Here is a 21,717-nt window from a genome sequence, read left to right on the forward strand (position 1 = left end):
ATGCCGGAGGACGCAAAAGCTCTTATCCTGGATTTTGGCAGCGTTGTAACGCTGACGATGTTCGAGACACACCGTTCTTCCGAGCGCAATTTGGGCCTGGCCGAAGGTAGCCTCACTTGGATGGGGCCTTTCGATCCGGACGGCGATCCGCTCTGGCAATCCATGCAGCGCGACGAAATCACGGAGCGCGACTACTGGCTGGCCCGGACGCGCGAGACCGGCGCGCTCCTGGGAGAAAACTGGACGCAGATGGCTCAGTTTGTCATGCGCGCGCGAGGCAGAGACATCCATGAAATCATTCGTCCGGAAATTGAGCCGCTGATCGGCGTTCTGAAGGCTGCTGGGAAAAAGCTCGCGATCCTGTCCAACGAGCTTGATCTTTTCTTCGGCGTTGAGTTGCGCAAGTCGCTCAAGTTTCTGGAGCATTTCGATATCATCAGCGACGCAACCTACACCCACGTTCTCAAGCCCGACCCGAAAGCGTATCAGTCGTGTCTTGACGATCTGGAATTGCGGGCGGACGAGTGTGTTTTTATCGATGACCAGATGCGTAATGTCCGCGGAGGGCTCGATGTCGGCTTGCGGGCATTGCATCTCGATGTCATGCGTCCAAGAGATGCCTTTAATGCCGCCCTGAAAGAGTTGGGTATTGCGAGTGCCTTTAGCGGACCGGGCGTCCTTCAGCCCGTCGGTGAGGAGTGGCGCTGATGAGCCTTAACCAGTCAACCATTGATGCGTTGCGGTACTTGCCAGCACCCATGGGCCTGAACTTCATCGACAACCAGGCAGTCGCCGCTGCAAACGGTGAGGAAATGCCAATAATCAGCCCGATCGATGGGAAACAATTGACAGTTCTCGCGGCGTCGGGGAGCGAAGACGTAAACCGGGCGGTGGCTGCCGCCCGGCGCAGCTTCGAGGCGGGCCATTGGTCGCGCATGGCGCCGAAGGACCGCAAGAAGATCCTGCTCAGGTGGGCGGATCTGATCGACCGGCATGCGCTCGAAATAGCGGTCCTCGGGGCTCGAGACAACGGCACCGAAATTCGTATGGCCTTGAAGGGAGATCCACAGTCGGCCGCGGACACGATCCGGTTCTACGCGGAAGCGATCGACAAGCGGAATGGGGAGATAACGCCAACGCGTGACGACGTGTTGTCGCTGATCAGTCGAGAGCCGGTTGGGGTGGTTGGCGTGATCATCCCTTGGAACTTCCCCTTGATGATCGGTAGCTGGAAACTGGCCCCGGCCCTGGCCGCCGGTAACAGTGTCGTCGTCAAGCCTTCCGAGGAGGCGAGCCTATCCATCTTGCGGGTCATCCAACTTGCGACTGAGGCGGGCATGCCGCCTGGCGTTTTAAACGCAATCAACGGACGCGGCGCCGTCGTTGGCCAGGCTCTCGGACTGCACATGGATGTAGATGTGCTCGCATTCACAGGCTCCGGTGCTGTCGGACGTCTCCTTCTTGAGTATTCGGCGCGCTCCAACCTGAAACGGGTCTATCTCGAGCTAGGTGGTAAATCTCCCAATCTCGTCTTCGCCGATGCGCCGGACCTCGCACGCGCGGCTAAAGAGACGGCAGCTTCCATCTTTCGCAACAATGGTCAGGTCTGCGTGGCTGCGTCGCGTCTTGCGATCGAACGATCCATCTACAAGGACTTCATGAACGCCGTACGGGCCGAAGCTGAGGCGATGCGTATCGGCGACCCACTTTCGTTGGCCTTCACAACGGGCGCGCTGGCCAATGCTGCCCAGCTTGCAAAAACGAAGACTGCGATTGCCCAGGCCACGCAACAGGGTGCCGTCGTCTACCATGGAGGCCACCAACTTCATGCCGAAAGCGGCGGCTTCTATCACGAACCCACGATCCTGACCGACGTCACCGCCAACATGGATGTCGTGCAGGAAGAGATTTTCGGGCCCGTGCTTGCTGCGCGTTCGTTCGATACGGAAGATGACGCGATAGCCATTGCGAATGAGACTGTCTTCGGTCTCTCTTCGGTACTCTGGACCCGTGATCTGTCGAGGGCACACCTGGTGTCAAGCAGAATCAAGTCCGGCGTTGTTCAAATCAACTGTTACTCCGGCGCAGATATCACCGCTCCGCTGGGCGGTGTCCGGCAATCTGGCAACGGCTCGGACCGCTCCCTGCACGCATTCGACAAATACGAAAACTTGAAAGCCAAATGGATTCAGCTCTGAAAGTTGGCCTGTGTTGATTTGGTGTTGATCTGGTTTTGATGTTCCCACACGTTGACTAACGGAGGCGGAAAGCACCGTTGTCAGGAGCGCTGTACCCGCTCGCTGCCGTTTGACGGCCGAGAGCGGGTGAACCTAACGCGTTAACCCGGCTCTCTAGAATCAAATTTCTACAAGATAGCTGGTGAAACCACCATCTCCGCTGGTAACGCCGGAGATGGCATTGTTTATATCATCTAATGGCCAACTCTTCTGGGATCTGATTTGGAGAGACCTAACTTCACATAGTATGCAGGTATCGCCTCTGGTGTGACTTTGACGCCAGCCATGCAAATGCCCCCGAGACCATTCGGACTGTTGGCGCACTCACCTACTCCCACCCGCGTCTTGCTGTAGTCGTCCCCTATGAGCGACATTTGCGCGTCGGCCTTGATCGATGATTAAGGGCCGGTGATAGCTTTCATCGAGCGCAAGGTAGAGCGAGAGCAGGACGATCCCCCTGTCGCCTTGAGAAGATTCAAATCGGCGACCTCTTATTCGGTCATGACGATCTGACGCGCAGTTAATGACTCCAGAGCAATTGCGCGGATGGCCGCTTAGTTAAAGCTTATCCCAAGCGATCCGACGCCCGTCAGGGGCCGTCTTGCACTCACAACGCACGAGATCCGCGACCCTTGTTGCCCGTTCAACTCGAGCGGGTTTGGTCGTGACATGCAGGAAGGTGAGTTCGCGGGAGATTGCCTTGCTGCCGGGAAGATCGCAAAGCACAAGTTCGCCACGCTCAAGCTGAGGCGCGAATACCCGAAGTGACTCAAGCGCCACTCCGAGTCCGGAAAGTACAGCCGGTATGATCTGTGAGGCGCGATTGAAGCGCAACCAGTTCGCCTGCGGTAGGGAGACATTGTTCAGATCAAGCCATTCGACCCAGGTGACCGCGTTGGTCTCATTGACGATCAGGGGCAAGTTTGCAAGGTCTCCCGCGGTCTTAAGACCGTGCTTCACCTGCGGGGCACACACCGGCGCGAACACGTCTGGTCCAAGCGATTCCAGATCGTGTAGACTTGCTGCCGCCTCGCCGTAGAGGACCGCGACATCAAAGTCACGATAGGAGCGAAAGTTAGGCGCCTCATCCGCAAGCAGGCGAATGTCACGCTCATGGGAAGCCAGAAGCGATTGGACGACGACGGGTAGGAGCTGACTTGCAATTCCCGGCGGGCTGCAGATCGAAATCGGATCGTCTCGGCTGTTGGCAATGGTACTGAGCCCCGCACGCATTTCATCGAACCCCGCCGCCACATGTTTGAGCAGTTTTACCCCCTCTGGCGTCAGTTTCAACTGATTGCCAACACGATCGAACAGACGGCGATCCAGGCGCTCCTCCAGCTTTCTGACGGCCTGACTGACAGCGCTTGTCGATAGCGCAAGCCGCTCCGCCGCACGCTTGAATGAACATGCCTGTCCAGCTTCGGCGAAAATCTCCAGGCTGCTCAAGGGTACGCCCAGCCGCGACATCGGTGAAGCTCCGCTTAACGAAAGGGCAAGGACAAGTCGTTTGCACCTTCCCGATAGGAAATCTAGTCTCCTCATCAGGGAGACACTGCCGAAATGCTATCGGCAACGGGGGGACTATGCAACGGGACATGACAGGCCGTGTGGCCTTGGTCACGGGGGCTGCACACGGCATAGGTCTTGCAATTGCTGACCGACTAGCGGGGCGCGGTGCTCACGTCGTCATCTGGGACATCGACCGTGACGCCGGCGAACGTACGGTCCGCGATCTTGCCAAGCGCGATGATGCCGCCACCTTCATGAATGTTGATCTTGCCGATCCCACGCACGTCCTTCAAATGGCATGTGAAACGGTGACTCGGTTTTCGGGGATAGATATACTGGTAAACAATGCCGGTATCGTCTCGACGGGTCCAGTTGAAGATATAGAACTTGCTGAATTCCAGCGGTTGATCGCTATTGATCTGACCGCGGTCTTTCTCCTGACGAAGTCCTTCCTTCCTCATATGGCCGCCTCGCATTGGGGCCGCATCGTTAACATCGCCTCCGTGGCCGGCCAGCAAGGGGGAGGTCTGCTGGGCAACAGCTGCTATGCCGCAGCGAAGGGTGCCGTGATCGCATTCAGCAAGGGTATCGCTCGAGAAGCCGGTCCTTTTAATGTGACGTGCAACACAATCTGCCCCGGCCTCACCGACACAGATCTGACTTCGTCACTAACGGACAAGCAGCGAGAAGACATCGTTGCCGCAATTCCTGTTGGCCGGACAGGGCGACCTGACGACATAGCCGAAGCGACTGCTTTCCTTGTCTCGCCGGCCGCCGGCTTCATCACGGGCGTGACGCTCAATGTCGACGGAGGCTTCATGCGATACTGATGCGTCATTGTCTGAACCGCGGGAGGCGGCAGAAAAGCAATGGCGAATTGATGAAGAATGTAAGGAGGAGAACACCATATGAAGAAGACATTCGAGACCTCGGACGGGGCAACACTCGCCTATACCGATGAGGGATCAGGCAAAGCACTGATCCTGTTGCCCGGCTGGTCGCAGTCGGCGGCAATGTTCCGGCATCAGATCGTCCATCTATCAAAAAGTCGGCGCGTCATCGCACTCGACTTTCGTGGGCATGGTCAATCCCCCGATGCGACGCATGGTTATCGGATCTATCGGTTCGCCCGCGACGTACAGGAACTGATGCAGCATGAGCAAATCGAACGCGCTGACATTGTCGGGTGGTCGATGGGAGCCTCTGTGGCCTGGGCAATGATCGACCTGTGCGGCACCAGGCAGATTGACCGCCTGGTCTTCGTTGATGAACCGGCGTCTGTGATGCGCCAGCCCGGAATGAGCGAAGAGGATGTGGTCAATGCGGGTGCCCTTTTTGACAGCGCCACCATGCTTTCAATTGCTGAGCAAATCATGGGCGCCGATGGCCATGCAACACGAAGCGCCTTTCTCGACTCAATGGTGACCAAACAAATCCCGACAGAGCTAAAGGATTGGCTGCTGGCGGAGAACCTCAGGGTGGATCCCCGGCTTGCCGCTAGCCTTTTCGTCAATCACTGCTCAATCGACTGGAGTGATATTCTTACCCGGATCGACCGGCCAACGCTCATCGTGGGAGGCCGTGTCAGTCATGTCGACGCTCGCTCGCAGAAGTGGATTCACAGTCAGATCGCGGGATCAAAGCTGATCATCTTCGACGAGAATGAAGGTGGGGCGCACTTTTCCTTTATCGAGGCGCCAGACCGTTTCAACGAGGTACTCGCTGGCTTCTTGTTGTCGAGTTAGTCGGCGGAGCCGGTCTATCCCTATCAAAATGCCGGTCCGGATTAGAGGCTTGGCGCAGGTTTGATGGGATCTAATCCTCGATTTCCCGGGCCGAACTCCCGCGCCTCGGAGTGCGTCATTGCCGCTCGGAGAGACTGAGCATGGCTCAGGATGCCACCACCCGTGCAGACGGATGAATAAACTAACGCTCCAGCCTCACCCTCAGGCGTCGAGCTCGTTCCTTGAACGCCTCCTCCCCTCCCTCAAGGATGTCGCACACCTGCTGGCGCATATCGGCGTCCTCCATGCCGCCGGAAAAATAAGTGATCGGGGGCAACTCGCCAGGCCCGTGCGGTCCAGCGTTCGCAACGATGATCTGATCTGCGTCGGTGTTGATCACAAGATTAGCGTTGTGGGTCACCATTATGACCTGCCGTTTGGCCTTGGCAGTCACAAACAGGCTGACAAGCTCGTCAAAAATCGATTTCGGATCGAGGTTCTCCTCCGGCTGATCAATGATCAAGGGCCGGTGATCGCTCTCATCGAGCGCAAGGTAGAGCAAGAGCAGGACGATCCCACGGGTACCGGGCGAGAGTTTGGTAATGTCCGTACCCTCGTAGTCGATGCTGTACTCGATCTGGATATGCTCGGTACCAAACAGCCATTTGGCAAAGCGCACCAACCAGCTTCGATAAGCCGCCTGATCATTGCTCGCCACATTGGCGACAGCGAGGAGCTCTTCCTGCCAGGCGTCGGTGAAATGCTGAATGGCCGTGTCTATGGCAGGGACATCGCCTGTTTCCCAAGCCTTTCGCAGGTGAGTGTTGGCCCATTGCTCTAGCGAGCCCTTGCCCTTGAAGTCGCCCGCGCGCCGCAGATCGAAAAGTTTCTCGCCAAGTAAAGCCCATTGTTTCACATCGGCGTGCCGGGAAGCTGAGAATGACAGCTTCTGCAACGTGCCCTTGGCTGCCTGCAATCTATCCACCAAAGGTCTGTAGAGATCGCGCAGAACCTGTTCCTCGGCGATAATCGACTCGAACACACGAAGATAGGTTTCGCGCCGTTGCTTGCTGAGGCTTGCCATCCGCTCGGATGCCCCTTGGCAATCGGCAAGCGTCGTGCGTGTGGTCTCGATCTGGGTGTTCTCTTCTGCGATGCGCCTGACCAAAGCGCCAAACTTGTTCGCGGTCTCGGTATCAATATTGATCAATCCTTGCAGACGCGCCGATTCTGCCTCGAGCACAGCAAGTGTGGTCTTTTCCGGATCGGCATCGTCCGCGAGGTAGGACAGGTTGGGGTCAGAGAGAGGCGCAGGAGCCGAACCCCGCCAGCCTGCTGCATTCGCGCGTGCGGTTTTGAGCTTTGCCGCAAGAGCGGCATCGACATTACCGTGATATTCCAGCAGGAAGTCCTGCCAGTCGGAATCTTCGAGCCGCGCAGCGACGAAGCTTGACTTGGTTTGACGCAGAGCCTCCGGCGCCTTGTTCTGGCGAAAGGCCTTCACCTCGTCTTGCAACGCGAGAAGCGTAGTTTCCTGGTTCGTAAAGAACCGCACGAAAGAACGCACCTTCTCAGCCGCGTTGGCAATGACAGTGAGCCGCTCGGCCCGAACTTCGCTCCCTTTGACAATCAGCTTGTCTCGATCCGTCTCCAGCCCTTTGACGATCTGCTCCTTCTGGGCGATCTGCTGGGTGAGGCCCGGAATTTGGCGCCGCTTTTCCCGTTCCAGTCCAATCTGGTTTGAAAGTGTGGCAATCGCCTCCTCTTCGCGCTGGCGCGCAAGACGAAAGCGGGTGGCACGGAGTTCCAGTAACTGATCGAAACGGAAAGTTCCGTCCTTTTCAGGGTGAGCCTCGAAAATGACCCGTTCGATTTCACCGAGCAGGGCGTCTGTCATACCGTCGGCCGAGCAAAGTTCCTCGACAAACTTCTGTGAAAGATAGCGTGCTCGCGGGAACCGGCCATCCAGATCGGCATCGTATTCGTAATCGAGCAGTTTGCGCTCGGATGGATCGCCGCTGCCCCAATCCAGCCGGACACTGGCTCCCTCCAGCAAATTGCCCGCGCGCACGAGAAACGAGGCCGGACTGAGATGTTCGGAGGCTGCGTCGCAGCCGGCGGCGATTGCGTCGGCAAGCGCCGTCTTTCCGGATCCACGCGCGCCGATGATTGCCACAAGCCCGGGATTAAGCTCGATGATGGGTGTTGCAGCCCAGGGGGCGTTAAGGATCGAAACGCGGGAGATGACCTGCGAGGGCGTGGCGCGGATCGGGGGTGCTGCTCCGACGAACGCCCGCCCGGCCGGATCGATGACCGCCTGACGGAGCGAGTCGAAATGCGCCCCCCCTTTCACCCAGGAATAGCGGTCGCCGTCAGGCGCGCCGATCTTTGCTGTTTCATGGGCGTCGCTGCCGTGAAGACACGGTTTGAGCGCACCATAGCGGGCGCGAATTTCATCGGGAGTTGCGCTGCTTTTGCGACCGAGCCAGAAATCGCGTTGGCTGGCGCTGCTCGCGAAGATGATGTGAGCGAACCTTTCCACTTCCTGCCGCTGCGCGCCTTCGGATTCGCCTCGCATGCCGGAGGTACCGTCATGTTCGCTGCCCGCGACCGCGATGAGGATGTTGTTCCTGGCCCAGTCGATGGCGCGGTAGAGCTCGCTTAACTGTTCGAAGCTGACTTTGAACTGGGTCGCACCGCGCGCGAGCGCGGCCCGTCCCGAAAGAGTGGGATCGATTTTCGATCCCAGGCGCATGAGTTCGTCGGGCGTGCATGTGAATCGATCGCCAGAATATTCGAACGTCAGCTGCGCGAGAAAACGCTGTGTCGCTCCTACGTGATCCGGATCCTTCGGGTTGACGAGAAGATGACAGTTGACCCAATTGCCCTTGACGGTTCCGAAAGCGAGACGCAGCTCCACATTTGGGAACACCAGGTCGACACCGGGGAGCCGGCCGCCAGCTTTCGCCTCACGGACGCGTTCATATGTGTCGAGCAGATAGTAGTCGGTCACGCCAAGCGCGCGAATTGCAGGCGTCGCCGCCTCTATCTTGGCGAGGTATTGCTCCCAGCTGTCGGAGCCATTGAACTGATCATTGAGCACAGTCCCCGGTGCATGAATATGTGGCTCCCATCGAAGCCACCGCGATCCTGAATTTCCCACATTGCCCCCAATCGTCTTTTTATATTTCGCCCCACAAACGCCTCAACGACGTCATTCTCGCAAACCAAGGGCGCGCAGCCACGCGTCGATTTGACCGAACGCGTCCTGCTGCCATTGCTCAGGCGTGCGGCCGTCAAGGATATCCGTCTCCGCGACGAATTTTCGAACACTCGTTGCGCCGTAACCATCCAGCGCGTCGAACTTGTCGGCGATATATTGATAGCCTTGTGCGCCGCTCTTTTCTTCGAGCAAAGGTTTGCAGGCTTCAGCCAGGGCCTCGATCCCATCGGGATAGTTTCTGATGCTGTAATAGATATCGTAGGCATCTTTCTGCTTGTGGCGGCCGTTGAGGGCGTAGCCTTTCATGGCGAGCAATGCGGGAATAGAGCAGACGGCGACCTCGACACGATTGGTGCCGCCGCCAGGCATATCGCCGGTGATTGCGACCAGCTGATAAAAACGCAGGGCAAGATCCGCGCCGTCGGCACGCTGGACAGCGAAATCGCTCAGGATCGGCGGACGGTTTTTGACGATCTCCGCATCACGGGGCATGAGGAAATCGACGACGATATCGATCGGCGCGCCACCATCATCAACCGGTACTTCGCGAACGAGCTGGAAGCGCCGCAGCTCCTCACGCTGCTTATAGCCCTGGCCCATCAAGGCCTCGACCAGAGACACGTACTCGCCGTCTCCGAGAGCTTCCGCATCCAGGCCAAGATCGACATCAAGAGTACCAACGTGAGGCATGTCCTCATTGTCGAGAAGCAGCCAGGGAACGGCACCGCCGATCACGGCGAACTTTCCTTTGAAGCTGCCGAGTATCTGCCCGATCTCAACCAGGACACCTTTGACAGCTTTTGTCGTGCGGTCCTCGTAGTCTGCGGCGGACTGCGGGTCGGGCGTGACTATCTTTGCCATGTAAGAAGGTCCTGTCTGAGGTGTTCAGCCGCCTCGGCGCCGCGCTCTCCTGATACGGCAAGATCGAGATAAGTTTGTACTGGGCTTGTACAGACAACTCCCGGAGCAGGCTCGGTGGCGTCATTGAATAGGCCATGGTCCTTCAGAACAGTGACCACGATATTTGCCCCCGATGTCGCGGGTGACAGTTTGAGAGCAGTGCGCAAGGCCGTCAGTCCGGCGGGATCCGCGTAAAAATATTGGGTCGCTACCCGCCCGTAAGGCGCCAGCCAATGCGCCGCCGAAAAGGATGCGAAAATCGCGTTCCGCCCATCACTCCTTACGCTGAGAACACCCCGCGCCGCGTCCTCCAGAGATTGGCCATGGAGTGTTGTATAGAAGCCCATGCGTTCGCCGGGCGGTGGTTCATAAGCGTCGCGCCAGGCATCCAGCAGCGCGTCGGGGCGCGACAACCGCAGGCCGTCATCTGCGACCTCTGCCCATTCCCGATCCACCAGCTCGCTGCGAACGTTGCTGACATGTCCGAGACTTACCTCTGCGGTGTGGGCGAGATCCGCCACGCGCCATGCGCGATCCGGATCGCGGAGGAGCACTCTCAAAACCTGCGCGGATTTTGGCTTGAAGATGGATTTCAGGCTTCGCTGAATGGCAGGCGGCTTCGTGTCGACCCGACGCTCGATAAAGACGGTATCGAAGACGATCCGCGCATTTCCGACCAGGTCGAGATATCCTACTTCAAACTCATTGCAGAGCGCTTGCGCTTCGGGAGATATATATGGTGCGATGAAGATCGGCATCGCCCGCGGATCAAACATTTTCGCAGTCTTGCGAAGTTGAAGGAGCGCCGCGCGCACATGCCGCGGCTGCCCTTGAGCTTTGACTTCGCAGGCGAGAAAGCGGCTATGCCCTTCCCAACTGAGTTCAACAAGAATGTCGAAACCAGAATTTGATGGCGCCTGTTCGACTTTCATCATCTGAACGAAAGGGACAGCGTGCAACAGTGCGGTGATCGCTTCAGTCGCCTGGTCCTCTAGCTCGTTCACTTCGTTAATAGTTTTCAGCATCTGCTGAAAATGGCCAAACCGGTGAAATTTGTCAACTTATTTCACTCCACGAGTTATGTTCAGCAAATGCTGAAATCCCCGGCGAGATCGCTTCGGCAGAAACCCATGGGTTCAACAGCTATTACGCAAAATACCTCGATGAGGACGGGGCTGCGCTCAAAGTGCCGACGGCGCCGCCGCCACAGGTGGAAGCGCGAACGCGCGACATGGCCGCCCTGGCGTTCAGGGCTCTCGGCTGCGATAGCATGCGCGTGTCAACCTGACGCCGGATATGACATTCGTCGTCAACGAGGTGAACACCATTCCGGGCTTCACCAACATCAGCATGTACGCGAAGGCAACGGCTGACTATGCCGAAATAATCGATTGCCTGGTCGAACACGGGGTAGCTCGGGCAAGCCGCGTCGGCCAAACCAACCGCGAGCATCGTGCTACAAGCTAGCCCTACTCGCGATCTCTGCGAGGAGCCGATTCTTGAAAGTTCGTACTCCGCTGCTTTTGCACGAATGACGTACTTGTAAAGAGTGGGGCCCGACAACGAGGGATGTCGGTGGAGTTAGCACTCTAGAGCTTGCGTGGCGACTGTGGTTCACGACGTCAGCAAAACAACACCTAGGACAAGAACCGCACATCCAACAATACGCCACAGCCCAACGGATTCGCGTAGGATGACCATCCCCATTACAGCTCCGATCATCATGGACATTTCGCGCATCGGTGCCACTATGCTGAGCGGGGCACCCATATTTAGCGCGGTTAGGATCAGAATATAGGAGAGCGGAGATAGCAGTCCTACGCCAACTGCCAGCAGCCAGTATCCGCGCATCGCGGCTCTAGCCCGGCCAGGATCAGCAATCACCAGTGGAGCGAGGAGAAAAAAACGCAGAAGATTGGAAAACCAGTCCAATACTACGGGAGCTATTCCAAGGGCTTTCACCGCATAGGCATCAACCACAGTATAAGATGCAATTAGTCCGCCAGTTGTCGTTCCCCACTTTATACCGGTCAGACCTCCAGGTTTACGAAAAGCTTCGAGCCTGCCCTGCGTTGCAATCAACGCAATCCCGCCAACAACAGCCATGAGACCGGCAATGACCTGGATAGGAGGGCGCTCGCCAAGAAGTAGTATGGCACCGAAAGTTGACAGCATTGGCCCAGTTCCCCGAGCAACGGGATAGACGACTGAGAAGTCCGCCTTTTGATATCCACGCTGAAGAGACAAACTATAGGCGAGATGGATCAAACCGCTGCATACAATAAAACCAACCACTGACCAGTCCCATTGAATAGTTTGTCGCGCGATCAAGTAAATGACCCAAGGTGCATACGCAACGCACGCAACGAAATTATAAGCGAACACAAAGGTCGGGCCGACAGATGACGCACGTTTAGACAGCAAGTTCCACGTTGCGTGAACAAGAGCTGCTAGAACAACAAGGAAAATGGCTGCAAAAGTCATTGTTACTATTTTTTCATTTGATAGTTTGAGCCGTTTATCGCGTAATCCGTAAGGTGCTTAATTTCACGGAACTATCGCCAAAACCATTTCGCGCATTCGCAGCGTCGTTGTTCGGACGAGATCCCTATGTCGGTGAGTTGGTAATGCTCAAGGTCCGCTAGATATCTGCGCTGACGAGACCGATCGGCCCACCGCGCGAGAACTTTTATCGACCAAGTGAGGAGACCATTCATATCCAGGACTCGCAATTTTCTCCAATACATGTATGTCTGTAGCGCCCTAAACCCCTGCAGATAATCGATTTCTTCGAAATAACTATGTGAGGAATACGAACATATGCGCCGATTGCCTTCACTTAATGCCCTTCGTGCTTTCGAGGCGGCAGGTCGCTTGGGTCTGATGAAGCTTGCGGCGGAAGAACTAAATGTGACCCACAGTGCAGTCAGCCGCCAAATCCAACATTTGGAAGAGCTTCTAGGCACGCCATTGTTCGAGGGACCGAAGCATGCCCCTAAACTCACTGACGCAGGCAAGACTTTAATTCCGGGCCTGAGTGCCGCCTTTGATCAAATTGATTCGACGGTTCGCCTCGTGACAGATGCCGAATCCGGATCGTTAGACGTCTCCTGCCTTGGTACTTTCTTGATGAAATGGTTAATCCCACGACTTCATCGCTTCCGGGCCGATCACGGATCGATCGACGTCCGTTTAAGCACGGCGGACTCACCGGTTGATTTCTCGCGCGAACGTTTTGACGTCGCAATTCGTGTGGGCCAGGAGCCGTGGCCCGAGGACTGCGAGGTGTTTCCCTTATTCGCAGAGAAGTTTGGACCCGTTCACGCGGCAAACCTGAATTTGCAGCGGGAGAACATTTTCACATTGCCTCTTCTGCGTACGCAAACCCGCCAATCAGCTTGGGAAAATTGGATCGCTCGATCAAGCGTGAAGGTTGATGCCGAGCACGGAACGGAATTCGAACATTTCTACTTCATGCTCGAAGCTGCTGTGGCGGGTTTGGGCATCTGTATCGCGCCGTGGCCGCTTGTCGCTGACGATATTGCGGCTGGCAGGCTGGTCGCTCCATTTGGCTTTACAGACAGCGGCCAAACGTATGTCGCCTTGCGGCGTAGACAGCGCAACAAGAAGTCCGTCACATTTTGCACTTGGCTAACGGACGCGGCTCACGAATTCGCTCAATCATCGAACCAGAAAGGCGATCACTTTGAAAAACTTTCGCGGGAAACTTCTTCGATCAATCGCGCCAGCAGGTAGATGCGTGGTGCGATAAGCGCCCGTTCAATATACTCCTCGCCAGCTGTGTGAGCGCCGCCACCTACAGGTCCAAGTCCGTCGAGTGTCGTTGTTCCGGCTGCAGCGGTGTAATTTCCGTCTGTCCCAGCCCCGCTGGCCTCCGTTCTTAGGTCCATGTCGATTTCACGATAGATGCCCTGCGCCATTTCCACCAATCTCGCGGTTTTATCGGTCGAAGGGAATGGAGGGCGCCCGCGTTCCAGCGATGTCCGCACCTGTGAGCAGGCAAAGAGCTGTTTCGTAGCGGCCAGTTGAGCCGCGTCGCTTTCGAGACGGTCGAATTCGCTGGGATCCAGAACACGCACGTCTGCCTGGGCCTTCGCCTGAGCGGGAATGATATTGCTCCGCTCGCCGCCGTTCAGAATCGTGAAATTGAATGATGTGCTCAGCTCCGGCCGCTCCAATTGCCTCATCTGCAGAATCTGGAAGGCAATCTCAGTCACGGCATTGCATCCCTTTTCCGGCTCCGCGCCTGCATGCGCAGCTTTGCCAAGGACGTCCAACCGGAAGTAGCCGATGCCCTTGCGTGAGAGCACGATGCGATCATCCGGAGTGCCGAATTCAAGGACGAAGGCGACATCATGTTCTTGCGCAAGCGACCTGATGAGCTCCTTTGATCCCGCCGACTGCTTCTCCTCGTCCGTTGTGCTTAACAGGGTCACTGTCCCGTACGCATCCCGTCCCGCCTCCCGAAGCAGGCGGACGGCCATCAGCGCCATTGCAATGCCACCTTTGTCATCGAGGACGCCAGGCCCGTAGATCCGACTTACCTCCTCTCGCCATGGAAAGGTTTGCAGAATTCCTGCCGGATATACCGTGTCCATATGGGAAACCAACAGAATGTTCGTCTTGCCCTGACCTCGCCATCTTGCAACCACGTTATTTCCCGGCCCGGTGCTGGCAGGGATGAGCTCAATCTCCGCACCGATCTCACGTGCCTGGGACTCCAATTCAACCTCCATTGCATGGATGCCAGTTGCGTCCAGCGAAGGAGATTCAATCTCCACCATCTTTCGTGTGGCCTGTAGGAATGGTTCCACTAGCTGCTTTGAGGCGCGGTCGAGCGCATCCGTTTGTTCTTGGCTCATTGTGGGTCCTGGAGCTCCAGCAAAGACCGCAAAGGCCATGAACATTTGACGGATGGCCTTTTTGTTCATGACGCGCCTCGCTTACAATTTCTGAATGACGGAATGGGTGAATTGAGAGGTTGTGGCGCTTCCGCCCTGGTCAGGGGTACACATGCCTGTCTCTGCCAGCGTCAAATCGATCGCTATCTCGATCGCTTTCGCCGCATCGATAAGATCGTCTCGTTTTGCCCGCCGGCCGAGCCAATCGAGCAGCATTGCACTCGAGAGGATAAGTCCTGTCGGGTTGGCCCTGTTTTGTCCCGCGATGTCAGGGGCCGATCCGTGTGCGGCTTGCGCCATGGCACGTTCGTTACCGGCATTGAGTGAGGGTGCCATGCCCAACCCTCCAGCGATCTCGGCTGCTTCATTGGAAAGGATATCGCCGAACATGTTGGTCGTGAGCAGAACATCGAATTGCCCGGGATCGCGGACTAAAAGCGCGGCCGCTGTATCGACCAGTAATTCCTCAATAATGACGTCCTCAAAGTCCATCGCCGCCGAGCGCACCGCCTGCAGAAACAATGCGTCCGAGAGTTTCAGAACATTGGCCTTGTGAATTACCGCCAACTTCTTGCGGCGCGCCGATGCGAGTTGCAGGGCCTCATGCGCGATGGCGGCGCTGGCGGCGGATGTAATCTTACGCAATGCAAACGCGGTGTCTGGATCGGGCATGAATTCTCCCGATCCGGCGTGCATCGTGCGACAGGCATAGAATCCTTCCGTGTTCTCACGGACGACAACTAGGTCGACGTCAACCGATCGGTCGAATTTTTTACGGCTCCGACAAGGTCGAAAATTGGCGAAGAGATCAAGCCCCGTGCGGAATTCAGCAGATGCGTTGACCCCACCGAGTTCAGCAGTGGGGTAGCTGAAGGTTGAAAGGGGCGCGAGCACAATTCCGTCCGCGGCTTCTGCCGCACTGCGGACGGACGAGGGAAGAGTTGAGCCCTCTTTAGCAAGCGTCGCCAGTCCCAGCGCGCGGCGCTCCAGTGTGAGCCCAAGGTCGCGTTCCTTGTTCAAATAAACGAGGATGTCAGCGCAAGAGGCGGCTATCTCAGGGCCTATACCGTCCCCGTCCAGGATCAAGATATCCATGCGCGTTCGTCAGCTTGCGCTGTCCCTGGCGGCGTCTCTGGCCAGCGCGGCGTCGTAACCAACTTCTCGGAAGATTTCCGCGACGGGGGTGATGATATTGTCGGCTTCCATTGATCTGTCGTTTTCGAGCAAAGACATGCAGATCTGACGCATGGCGAAGTGGGAGGCGCGCAAAAGATGGTTTGCGTGAATAACGATACTCGCGCCTCGTGCATGAAGATCCTGCGCCCGCACATTGTTGTAGGTCGTGGGTACGCAGATCACCGGCTGGGTAAAACCCTCACCGCGGAAGCGATCCAGGAACTCAAAGACGCTGGTAGGCCCGCGTTCCTTCGAATGAATCATGACACCGTGGGCGCCGTGTTCCAGGTAGACTCGTGCGCGCCGCAGAGCGTCCTCGACCGTTTCGCCGGCGATCAAGCTCTCCAAACGGGCAAATATCCGGAAATCTTCGGACAGAAGAGCCTCGCTGTTGGTTTCCATGCAGAACTGAGCCGGTTAGACGCATAATTTCCATTGAGAATTGAGCCATGTGAACCTTCCCCCCAACGCGGTGAGCGACGGGGGCAACGGAGTGATCCACATGGGACTTTTAAACATCATCCGTCGGATGAAGCTGCGCGAGAAGCAGTCGATCCGCGAGATCAGTCGGCATACCGGTTTGTCGCGTAACACGATCGCGAAGTATTTGAAGGCTGGCACGATCAAGCCGACGTTCACGGTACCGGAGCGACCGAGCAAGCTTGATCCTTTTGCCGACAAACTGGCGGCCTGGCTGAAGACCGAGGGCGGGAGGTCGCGCAAGCAGCGCCGAACGCTGAAGCAGCTTCATGCCGATCTGGTGGTTCTCGGCTTTACCGGCTCTTATGGTCGGGTCGCCGCCTTTGCCCGTGAGTGGCGGGTTGAGCAGCAGACGACTGGCCGCGGCATATTCGTTCCGCTGTCTTTCCGTGCAGGCGAAGCATTCCAATTCGATTGGAGTGAAGATTATGCCGTGATCGGCGGTGAGCGCACCAAGCTTCAGGTCGCACACATCAAGCTATCGCACAGTCGGGCGTTTCTGGTCAGAGCTTACCTGCTGCAGACGCACGAGATGCTGTTCGATGCCCACTGGCACGGGTTCCGGGTGTTCGGCGGTGTACCTGGTCGCGGCATCTACGACAACATGAAGACGGCGGTCGACCGCGTCGGTCGCGGCAAGGAGCGGCAGGTTAACGTCCGCTTCCAGGCGATGACGAACCACTACGTTTTTGCGCCAGAGTTCTGCAATCCTGCCGCAGGCTGGGAGAAGGGACAGGTCGAGAAGAACGTTCAGGATGCCCGACCACGTTTGTGGCAACAGATGCCGGACTTTCCAGATCTGGCGGCGTTGAATGACTGGCTGGAACAGCATTGCCAGGACCTGTGGCGAGAGACGGCGCATGGCACCTTGTTCGGCACGATCGCAGATGTCTGGGCTGATGAGCGGGCAGCATTGATGGCATTGCCTACCGCATTTGACGGCTTTGTCGAGCAGAGCAAGCGCGTCTCGCCGACATGCCTGATTACCTTCGAGCGCAATCGTTACAGCGTGCCTGCGTCTTTTGCGAACCGGCCCGTCAGCCTGAGGATTTATCCCGAGCGACTGGTCGTTGCGGCCGAGGGCAATATCCTTTGCGAACATCCGCGCATCATAGAACGCAGCCACGACAAGCCGCCGAGGACGATTTACGACTGGCGGCATTACCTTGCGGTCATCCAGCGCAAGCCTGGAGCACTGCGCAATGGCGCACCCTTCCTGGAATTGCCGCTGGCCTTTCGGCAACTGCAGGACCAGATGCTCCGCCGCCCCGGCGGTGATCGCGAGATGGCCGACATCCTCGCTCTGGTGCTTCATCACGACGAACAGGTTGTCGTCAGGGCTGTGGAACTGGCTCTGGATCAAGGCGTGGCGACCAAGACGCATGTGCTGAACCTGCTGCATCGGTTGATCGACGGCAAGACGACCGACGGTCCCGATATCGACACGCCACATGCGCTGACCCTGCTGCACGAACCCAAAGCCAATGTAGAACGCTACGATGGCTTGCGGGTCCGGATCGCAGGAGGTCGTCATGCGTCATGATCCTGCCAGCGCCGCCGTCGTCATCATGCTGCGTAGCCTGAAGATGTATGGCATGTCTCAAGCGGTCACGGACCTGATCGAGCAAGGAGCCCCAGCGTTCGATGCGGCCGTGCCGATCCTGTCCCAATTGCTGAAAGCCGAGATGGCCGAGCGTGAGGTCCGGTCCATCGCCTATCACATGAAGGCTGCGCGCTTCCCGGCCTACAAAGACATCTCCGGATACGACTTCGCCGCCAGCGAGATCAACGAAGCGACGGTGCGCCAACTAAACCGATGCGAGTTCATCGACGGAGCGCAGAATATCGTGCTTGTCGGCGGACCTGGTACAGGCAAAACACATGTCGCGACCGCCCTCGGTGTCCAGGCGATCGAGCATCATCGCCGAAAGGTCCGCTTCTTCTCGACCATCGAATTGGTCAATGCGCTCGAGCAGGAGAAGGCCAAAGGAAAAGCAGGCCAGATCGCCGAGACGCTAGTTCGTCTCGATCTGCTGATCCTTGATGAGCTCGGATATCTTCCATTCAGTGCTTCCGGCGGAGCGCTGCTATTCCATCTACTCAGCAAGCTTTATGAACGCACCAGTGTCATCATCACCACCAATCTCAGCTTCAGCGAATGGGCCACCGTCTTTGGCGATGCCAAGATGACCACGGCTCTTCTCGACCGCCTGACCCACCGTTGCCACATCCTGGAAACCGGTAACGACAGCTTCCGATTCAAAGCAAGCTCGGCCGCAGCAGCACAAAAAAGAGGAGAAAAGCCCAAGCCCTTGACCAAACCCTGATCAGAAAACCATACTCAGAGGTGGCTCACTTCTCGGTGGAAAAACCGGCTCAGTTCCGCGTGAAAACCAACACCTCGCGCCCGCGATAGATCTTTTGGCCGAACGTGACGGGATCCTCGAGAACGTGGGTTGAACTCAAAGAGAGGCTGTTGCGTTTGGGGTGCTGCTTGTCTTCAATGACGACGGCACTGACACCCGCGGATTCAAGGCGAGCGCAGAGATACTCGAACGCAGTGGGATCCCCGCCTGTATCGCCGTCGACAATCAACGGCTTGGAGGTCGCACTCAAAATTTCGTCCACCAGCTCCAGCCGGCGCTCCAGCGCATAGAGCTCCATGTCCGGCAGCGCGCGGGCCGCAGAACTGGTCAGACTGGAGAGCCAGAGCGCGTCGAAGCGGCGGCCTTCGTGGCCATTTCCGACCCCCGACGTTTCGCTAGATATGAGGGCGGAGATTCCACTGTGCGCCTCGATTGCCCGCACCAATGCGCCCGCAGACAGGAGCTGTTGAAGCTTGGCCCGCCGCTTCTCTGGCAGGATTCGATTTCCTATCGTCATTTCTGTTAACCTCCGAGCTGAATTCTTCCTTGCGCAGCAAAACGCGTTGCAATCAATGGCAAGAGGCCGCCAGCGTTGATCATTTCAAGCATGCGGGCTGGCGGCGGTGAGAAGTTTGCGGGACGGACGGCGCCCGCGACCTGGCCGGAATGGAGGTCGACAGAGATAACGTCGCCCTCCGAAACCTGCAGGTCAGCAACTTCGATCGCTATCAGTCCGAGATTCCAGGCGTTCCGAAAGAAGATGCGGCCAAAGCTGGGTGCAATCACCGCGTTGATGCCGGCGGCGAAAAGGGAACTGACCGCCTGCTCTCGAGAGCTACCGATCCCAAAGGTTGTGCTGCTGCAAATGACATCCCTTGGCCGGAAAGTTGCGGCCAGCCCAGGAAAAATGTTCTCGAACACATGCTTGGCAAGCTCGTTTGTGTCGGTGAACATATGTTTGTATCGGCCGGGAATGATGTCGTCCGTCGAAATGACGCGGTCGATCTTCCGGACGCGCAAAAGGGTAAGTACAGTCATGAGGTCAACTCCGAAAGCTTGGGCAGCTCGCCGCGGATAGCGGTGTGAGCCGCGACGAGAGGGGAGGCCAGATAGATTTCCGCCTCCGGATTCCCCATCCGCCCTAGGAAATTCCGGTTCATGGTGGAAAGGACGCGGTCGCCAGACGCGGGGATGCTGCCTTGGGTCCCGAGACACGCACTGCATCCCGGAGGCGAAATGATTGCGCCTGCTCGCACGAGTTTGGTGATATATCCGAGCTCCATCGCTTCGAGATAAACGCGCTGTGAGCCTGGAGTGACAAGACATTGAACGCCCGCCCGAACCTTGGCGCCACCAAGCACCTCAGCCGCTTCTGCAATGTCTTCAAGTCTCCCGTTCGTACAGGTGCCTATAAAGACATAGTTGATTTGCAGGCCCTCGCATTCGCTGATCGGCACAGCGTTACCTGGTGAATGCGGCTTCGATATCATCGGGGGCAAACCGTCGATGTTCAAACTGATGACACGGGGATCATCGGCGGCCGGCAGGTTGATGGGCTGCATGTTGCTCGGGCGTCCAACACCCGGCGGAAGGAACGTGCATTTGGCGCCCATTTCCACACCGAGGTTCGCAACGCTGGCGCATGAGTCGAGACCTAGCTCGCTGAACCACTCCCCGGTCCATTCAACCGCCTTGTACAGAAATGGAAGCTGGGTGTTTTCCGCCAAGGCAAAAAGTGCAACGTCACGCGCGCGGGCAGCCGAGCCCGGACGACCGAGGACGTTTATCCAGACGGTTTCCGGGACACGTAGCCAAGTCTCTCCGGTCACCATCGCCGCTGTGCAGTCTGATGCCCCCATCCCCAATGCTAAGCACTGCGTTGCGCCACCTGTACAGGTGTGAGAATCCGAACCGACGACGATGGTGCCAGGCTCGTACCAGCCCTCTTCTAGCGCGACGACATGACTGATGCCTTCACCAGCGCGGAACACCCGAACGCCCAAGCGCTCGGCCAGACGTTCGGCTTCGCGCAAACGTGCCGCGATATGTTTGTCAGGGGCGATAACCGAATGATCAAAGAAGATCCCGATGCGCTCGCGATCGAAGACTTCCGAAAAGCCGTGCTCTGCAAAGAGCCCGGCGATGGTCGGGGAATTGCCGTCCTGAAGGTAAACCCGGTCCACGCTCGCCGTCACTAGCTCCCCGGGGCTGACGAAGTCGCGCTTGGCGTGACCGGCAATGATTTGCTCGACGAGCGTGGGGCTGTTCATTGGGCCGCCTCCACGGAATAGCTATGCTCCTTATAGAGATCGCAGAACTGGTCCGGAGTAAGTGCCGCGCCTTGACGGATCGCGACGGCGCGCACCTGGGTGAGGCACTCCGCCAACTTGTCCTCGTCGACGGCGATCCCATGGTTCTCGAGCACACTGCGAAGCGTGGCCCGGCCCGAGTGCTTGCCGATTACGTACCGCCGCACATTGCCGACCTCTTCCGGAGTAAAAGGTTCAAACGTGCTGGTATCTTTCAACATGCCATTAACGTGAATTCCAGATTCATGAGCGAACACGTTGTCGCCGACCACTGGCTGCCAAGCGGGCAGAGGCTGATGGCTTGCTTCGGCGACGATCTCGGCCAGTTCCTTGAGGTGCTTGGTCCGGATTCCCAGGTCGCGGCCGTACAGGTGCTTGAGCGCCAAAGCCATTTGCGCCAAATCGGGCATGCCGGCACGCTCGCCCATTGCATTCACGCAAACATGGAAATAGCGTGCGCCGGCGTTCAGTCCAGCCAGGGTATTGGCTACAGCCAAGCCGAAGTCATTGTGGCAGTGGCATTGCGTGTCGATCGAGGAAACGCGGCCGACGGCTTCCACACGCCTTCCATATTCCTCCGGCGACAAGATGCCAATGGTATCGGAAAGACGAAGCCGATCTGCCCCGGATTCCGCCACAGCGCCAGCATATTCCTGCAGGAACGAGATTTCGGTCCTGCCGATATCTTCTGCGCTGATCGAGACGAAAACATCGCGATCCTTGCAGTATTTGATGATTTCAGCAGCACGTTGGAGTAACCAGGAGCGATCTTTGCCAATGCTGCCCTTCAGGTGGACACTGGATGTCGGCAGCCCGATGTGGACGGTGCGGGTTTCACTAATTCACGGACACCTTTTTCAGTAATATG

20 protein-coding genes and 2 pseudogenes are annotated in these 21,717 nt (G+C 57.5%); 8 read left to right on the forward strand and 14 right to left on the reverse strand.

Annotation, left to right across the window (positions count from 1 at the left end; all coding sequences use genetic code 11):
• Positions 1-708 carry an HAD-IA family hydrolase gene (locus CES86_RS23145; RefSeq protein WP_052820709.1) on the forward strand — a complete coding sequence of 236 codons (708 nt, stop codon included), beginning with the start codon at positions 1-3 and terminating at the stop codon, positions 706-708.
• Positions 708-2,198, forward strand: coding sequence for an aldehyde dehydrogenase family protein (locus tag CES86_RS23150; protein ID WP_052820708.1), 1,491 nt, complete (start codon positions 708-710; stop codon positions 2,196-2,198). The genes CES86_RS23145 and CES86_RS23150 overlap by 1 nt, the downstream gene beginning before the upstream one ends.
• Positions 2,199-2,624: 426 nt before the next feature.
• Here CES86_RS23150 and CES86_RS28355 read toward each other — a convergent pair.
• Positions 2,625-2,708, reverse strand: a pseudogene (locus CES86_RS28355) (AAA family ATPase); the annotation flags it as partial.
• An 87-nt stretch (positions 2,709-2,795) separates the two neighbouring features.
• The gene (locus CES86_RS23155; RefSeq protein WP_052820707.1) at positions 2,796-3,707 is read right to left on the reverse strand and encodes a LysR family transcriptional regulator; all 912 of its coding nucleotides are present in this window, start codon (positions 3,705-3,707) and stop codon (positions 2,796-2,798) included.
• Between the two features lie 128 nt (positions 3,708-3,835).
• Here CES86_RS23155 and CES86_RS23160 point away from each other — a divergent pair, with 128 nt between their 5' ends.
• Positions 3,836-4,579 carry an SDR family NAD(P)-dependent oxidoreductase gene (locus CES86_RS23160; RefSeq protein ID WP_157952878.1) on the forward strand — a complete coding sequence of 248 codons (744 nt, stop codon included), beginning with the start codon at positions 3,836-3,838 and terminating at the stop codon, positions 4,577-4,579.
• A 78-nt stretch (positions 4,580-4,657) separates the two neighbouring features.
• Positions 4,658-5,494, forward strand: coding sequence for an alpha/beta fold hydrolase (locus CES86_RS23165; protein ID WP_052820704.1), 837 nt, complete (start codon positions 4,658-4,660; stop codon positions 5,492-5,494).
• Between the two features lie 181 nt (positions 5,495-5,675).
• Here the strand turns inward: CES86_RS23165 and CES86_RS23170 are convergent, their stop codons facing one another.
• From CES86_RS23170 to CES86_RS23180, 3 genes are read right to left on the reverse strand one after another with little or no spacing between them, the layout of a single operon-like run.
• Positions 5,676-8,636: a TrlF family AAA-like ATPase gene (locus CES86_RS23170; protein WP_052820703.1), complete on the reverse strand. Its 2,961-nt coding sequence runs from the start codon at positions 8,634-8,636 to the stop codon at positions 5,676-5,678.
• Between the two features lie 51 nt (positions 8,637-8,687).
• The gene (locus tag CES86_RS23175) at positions 8,688-9,557 is read right to left on the reverse strand and encodes a nucleotidyl transferase AbiEii/AbiGii toxin family protein (protein ID WP_052820702.1); all 870 of its coding nucleotides are present in this window, start codon (positions 9,555-9,557) and stop codon (positions 8,688-8,690) included.
• Positions 9,545-10,621: a type IV toxin-antitoxin system AbiEi family antitoxin gene (locus CES86_RS23180; protein WP_052820701.1), complete on the reverse strand. Its 1,077-nt coding sequence runs from the start codon at positions 10,619-10,621 to the stop codon at positions 9,545-9,547. The genes CES86_RS23175 and CES86_RS23180 overlap by 13 nt, the downstream gene beginning before the upstream one ends.
• A gap of 77 nt (positions 10,622-10,698) precedes the next feature.
• On the opposite strand from CES86_RS23180, the pseudogene CES86_RS23185 reads away from it, so the two are divergent.
• Positions 10,699-11,063, forward strand: a pseudogene (locus CES86_RS23185) (D-alanine--D-alanine ligase A); the annotation flags it as partial.
• A gap of 147 nt (positions 11,064-11,210) precedes the next feature.
• On the opposite strand, the gene CES86_RS23190 reads toward CES86_RS23185, so the two are convergent.
• Together CES86_RS23190 and CES86_RS28325 are read right to left on the reverse strand one after the other, a co-directional pair.
• Complete coding sequence (locus CES86_RS23190; RefSeq protein ID WP_052820700.1) at positions 11,211-12,080, reverse strand: DMT family transporter; 870 nt, start codon at positions 12,078-12,080, stop codon at positions 11,211-11,213.
• 71 nt (positions 12,081-12,151) lie between these two features.
• Positions 12,152-12,343: a DUF1127 domain-containing protein gene (locus tag CES86_RS28325; protein ID WP_080823920.1), complete on the reverse strand. Its 192-nt coding sequence runs from the start codon at positions 12,341-12,343 to the stop codon at positions 12,152-12,154.
• A gap of 73 nt (positions 12,344-12,416) precedes the next feature.
• Here CES86_RS28325 and CES86_RS23200 point away from each other — a divergent pair, with 73 nt between their 5' ends.
• On the forward strand, positions 12,417-13,352 hold the full coding sequence (locus CES86_RS23200) for a LysR substrate-binding domain-containing protein (RefSeq protein WP_080823919.1): 936 nt from the start codon (positions 12,417-12,419) through the stop codon (positions 13,350-13,352).
• On the opposite strand, the gene CES86_RS23205 is transcribed toward CES86_RS23200, so the two are convergent.
• Genes CES86_RS23205 through CES86_RS23215 form a run of 3 tightly spaced genes read right to left on the reverse strand, consistent with a single transcriptional unit; the run spans position 13,298 to position 16,096 of the window.
• Positions 13,298-14,548 (reverse strand): glutamate carboxypeptidase, encoded by a 1,251-nt coding sequence (locus CES86_RS23205; RefSeq protein ID WP_080823918.1) that lies wholly within the window; start codon positions 14,546-14,548, stop codon positions 13,298-13,300. The genes CES86_RS23200 and CES86_RS23205 overlap by 55 nt on opposite strands.
• A gap of 12 nt (positions 14,549-14,560) precedes the next feature.
• Positions 14,561-15,613 carry an isocitrate/isopropylmalate dehydrogenase family protein gene (locus tag CES86_RS23210; protein WP_080823917.1) on the reverse strand — a complete coding sequence of 351 codons (1,053 nt, stop codon included), beginning with the start codon at positions 15,611-15,613 and terminating at the stop codon, positions 14,561-14,563.
• Positions 15,614-15,622: 9 nt separating this feature from the next.
• Positions 15,623-16,096, reverse strand: coding sequence for an isocitrate lyase/phosphoenolpyruvate mutase family protein (locus CES86_RS23215; RefSeq protein WP_094515519.1), 474 nt, complete (start codon positions 16,094-16,096; stop codon positions 15,623-15,625).
• A gap of 100 nt (positions 16,097-16,196) precedes the next feature.
• On the opposite strand from CES86_RS23215, the gene istA reads away from it, so the two are divergent.
• Entirely contained in the window at positions 16,197-17,717 is a 1,521-nt protein-coding gene (gene istA / locus CES86_RS23220) for an IS21 family transposase (protein ID WP_143851106.1), read from the forward strand.
• Positions 17,707-18,501, forward strand: a complete 795-nt coding sequence (gene istB, locus CES86_RS23225) for an IS21-like element helper ATPase IstB (protein WP_094515520.1) — start codon at positions 17,707-17,709, stop codon at positions 18,499-18,501. The genes istA and istB overlap by 11 nt, the downstream gene beginning before the upstream one ends.
• Positions 18,502-18,550: 49 nt before the next feature.
• Here the strand turns inward: istB and CES86_RS23230 are convergent, their stop codons facing one another.
• Genes CES86_RS23230 through CES86_RS23245 form a run of 4 tightly spaced genes read right to left on the reverse strand, consistent with a single transcriptional unit; the run spans position 18,551 to position 21,691 of the window.
• Positions 18,551-19,057, reverse strand: a complete 507-nt coding sequence (locus tag CES86_RS23230; protein WP_094515521.1) for an isocitrate lyase/phosphoenolpyruvate mutase family protein — start codon at positions 19,055-19,057, stop codon at positions 18,551-18,553.
• 5 nt (positions 19,058-19,062) lie between these two features.
• The gene (locus CES86_RS23235) at positions 19,063-19,578 is read right to left on the reverse strand and encodes a LeuD/DmdB family oxidoreductase small subunit (RefSeq protein WP_080823915.1); all 516 of its coding nucleotides are present in this window, start codon (positions 19,576-19,578) and stop codon (positions 19,063-19,065) included.
• Positions 19,575-20,810: a 3-isopropylmalate dehydratase large subunit gene (locus CES86_RS23240; RefSeq protein WP_080823914.1), complete on the reverse strand. Its 1,236-nt coding sequence runs from the start codon at positions 20,808-20,810 to the stop codon at positions 19,575-19,577. The genes CES86_RS23235 and CES86_RS23240 overlap by 4 nt, the downstream gene beginning before the upstream one ends.
• On the reverse strand, positions 20,807-21,691 hold the full coding sequence (locus CES86_RS23245; RefSeq protein ID WP_094515522.1) for a homocitrate synthase/isopropylmalate synthase family protein: 885 nt from the start codon (positions 21,689-21,691) through the stop codon (positions 20,807-20,809). Before CES86_RS23245 ends, CES86_RS23240 begins: the two co-directional genes overlap by 4 nt.
• Between the last annotated feature and the right edge of the window lie 26 nt (positions 21,692-21,717).

The organism is Brucella lupini (assembly GCF_002252535.1).
In the GTDB taxonomy this organism is placed as follows: Bacteria; Pseudomonadota; Alphaproteobacteria; order Rhizobiales; family Rhizobiaceae; genus Brucella; species Brucella anthropi.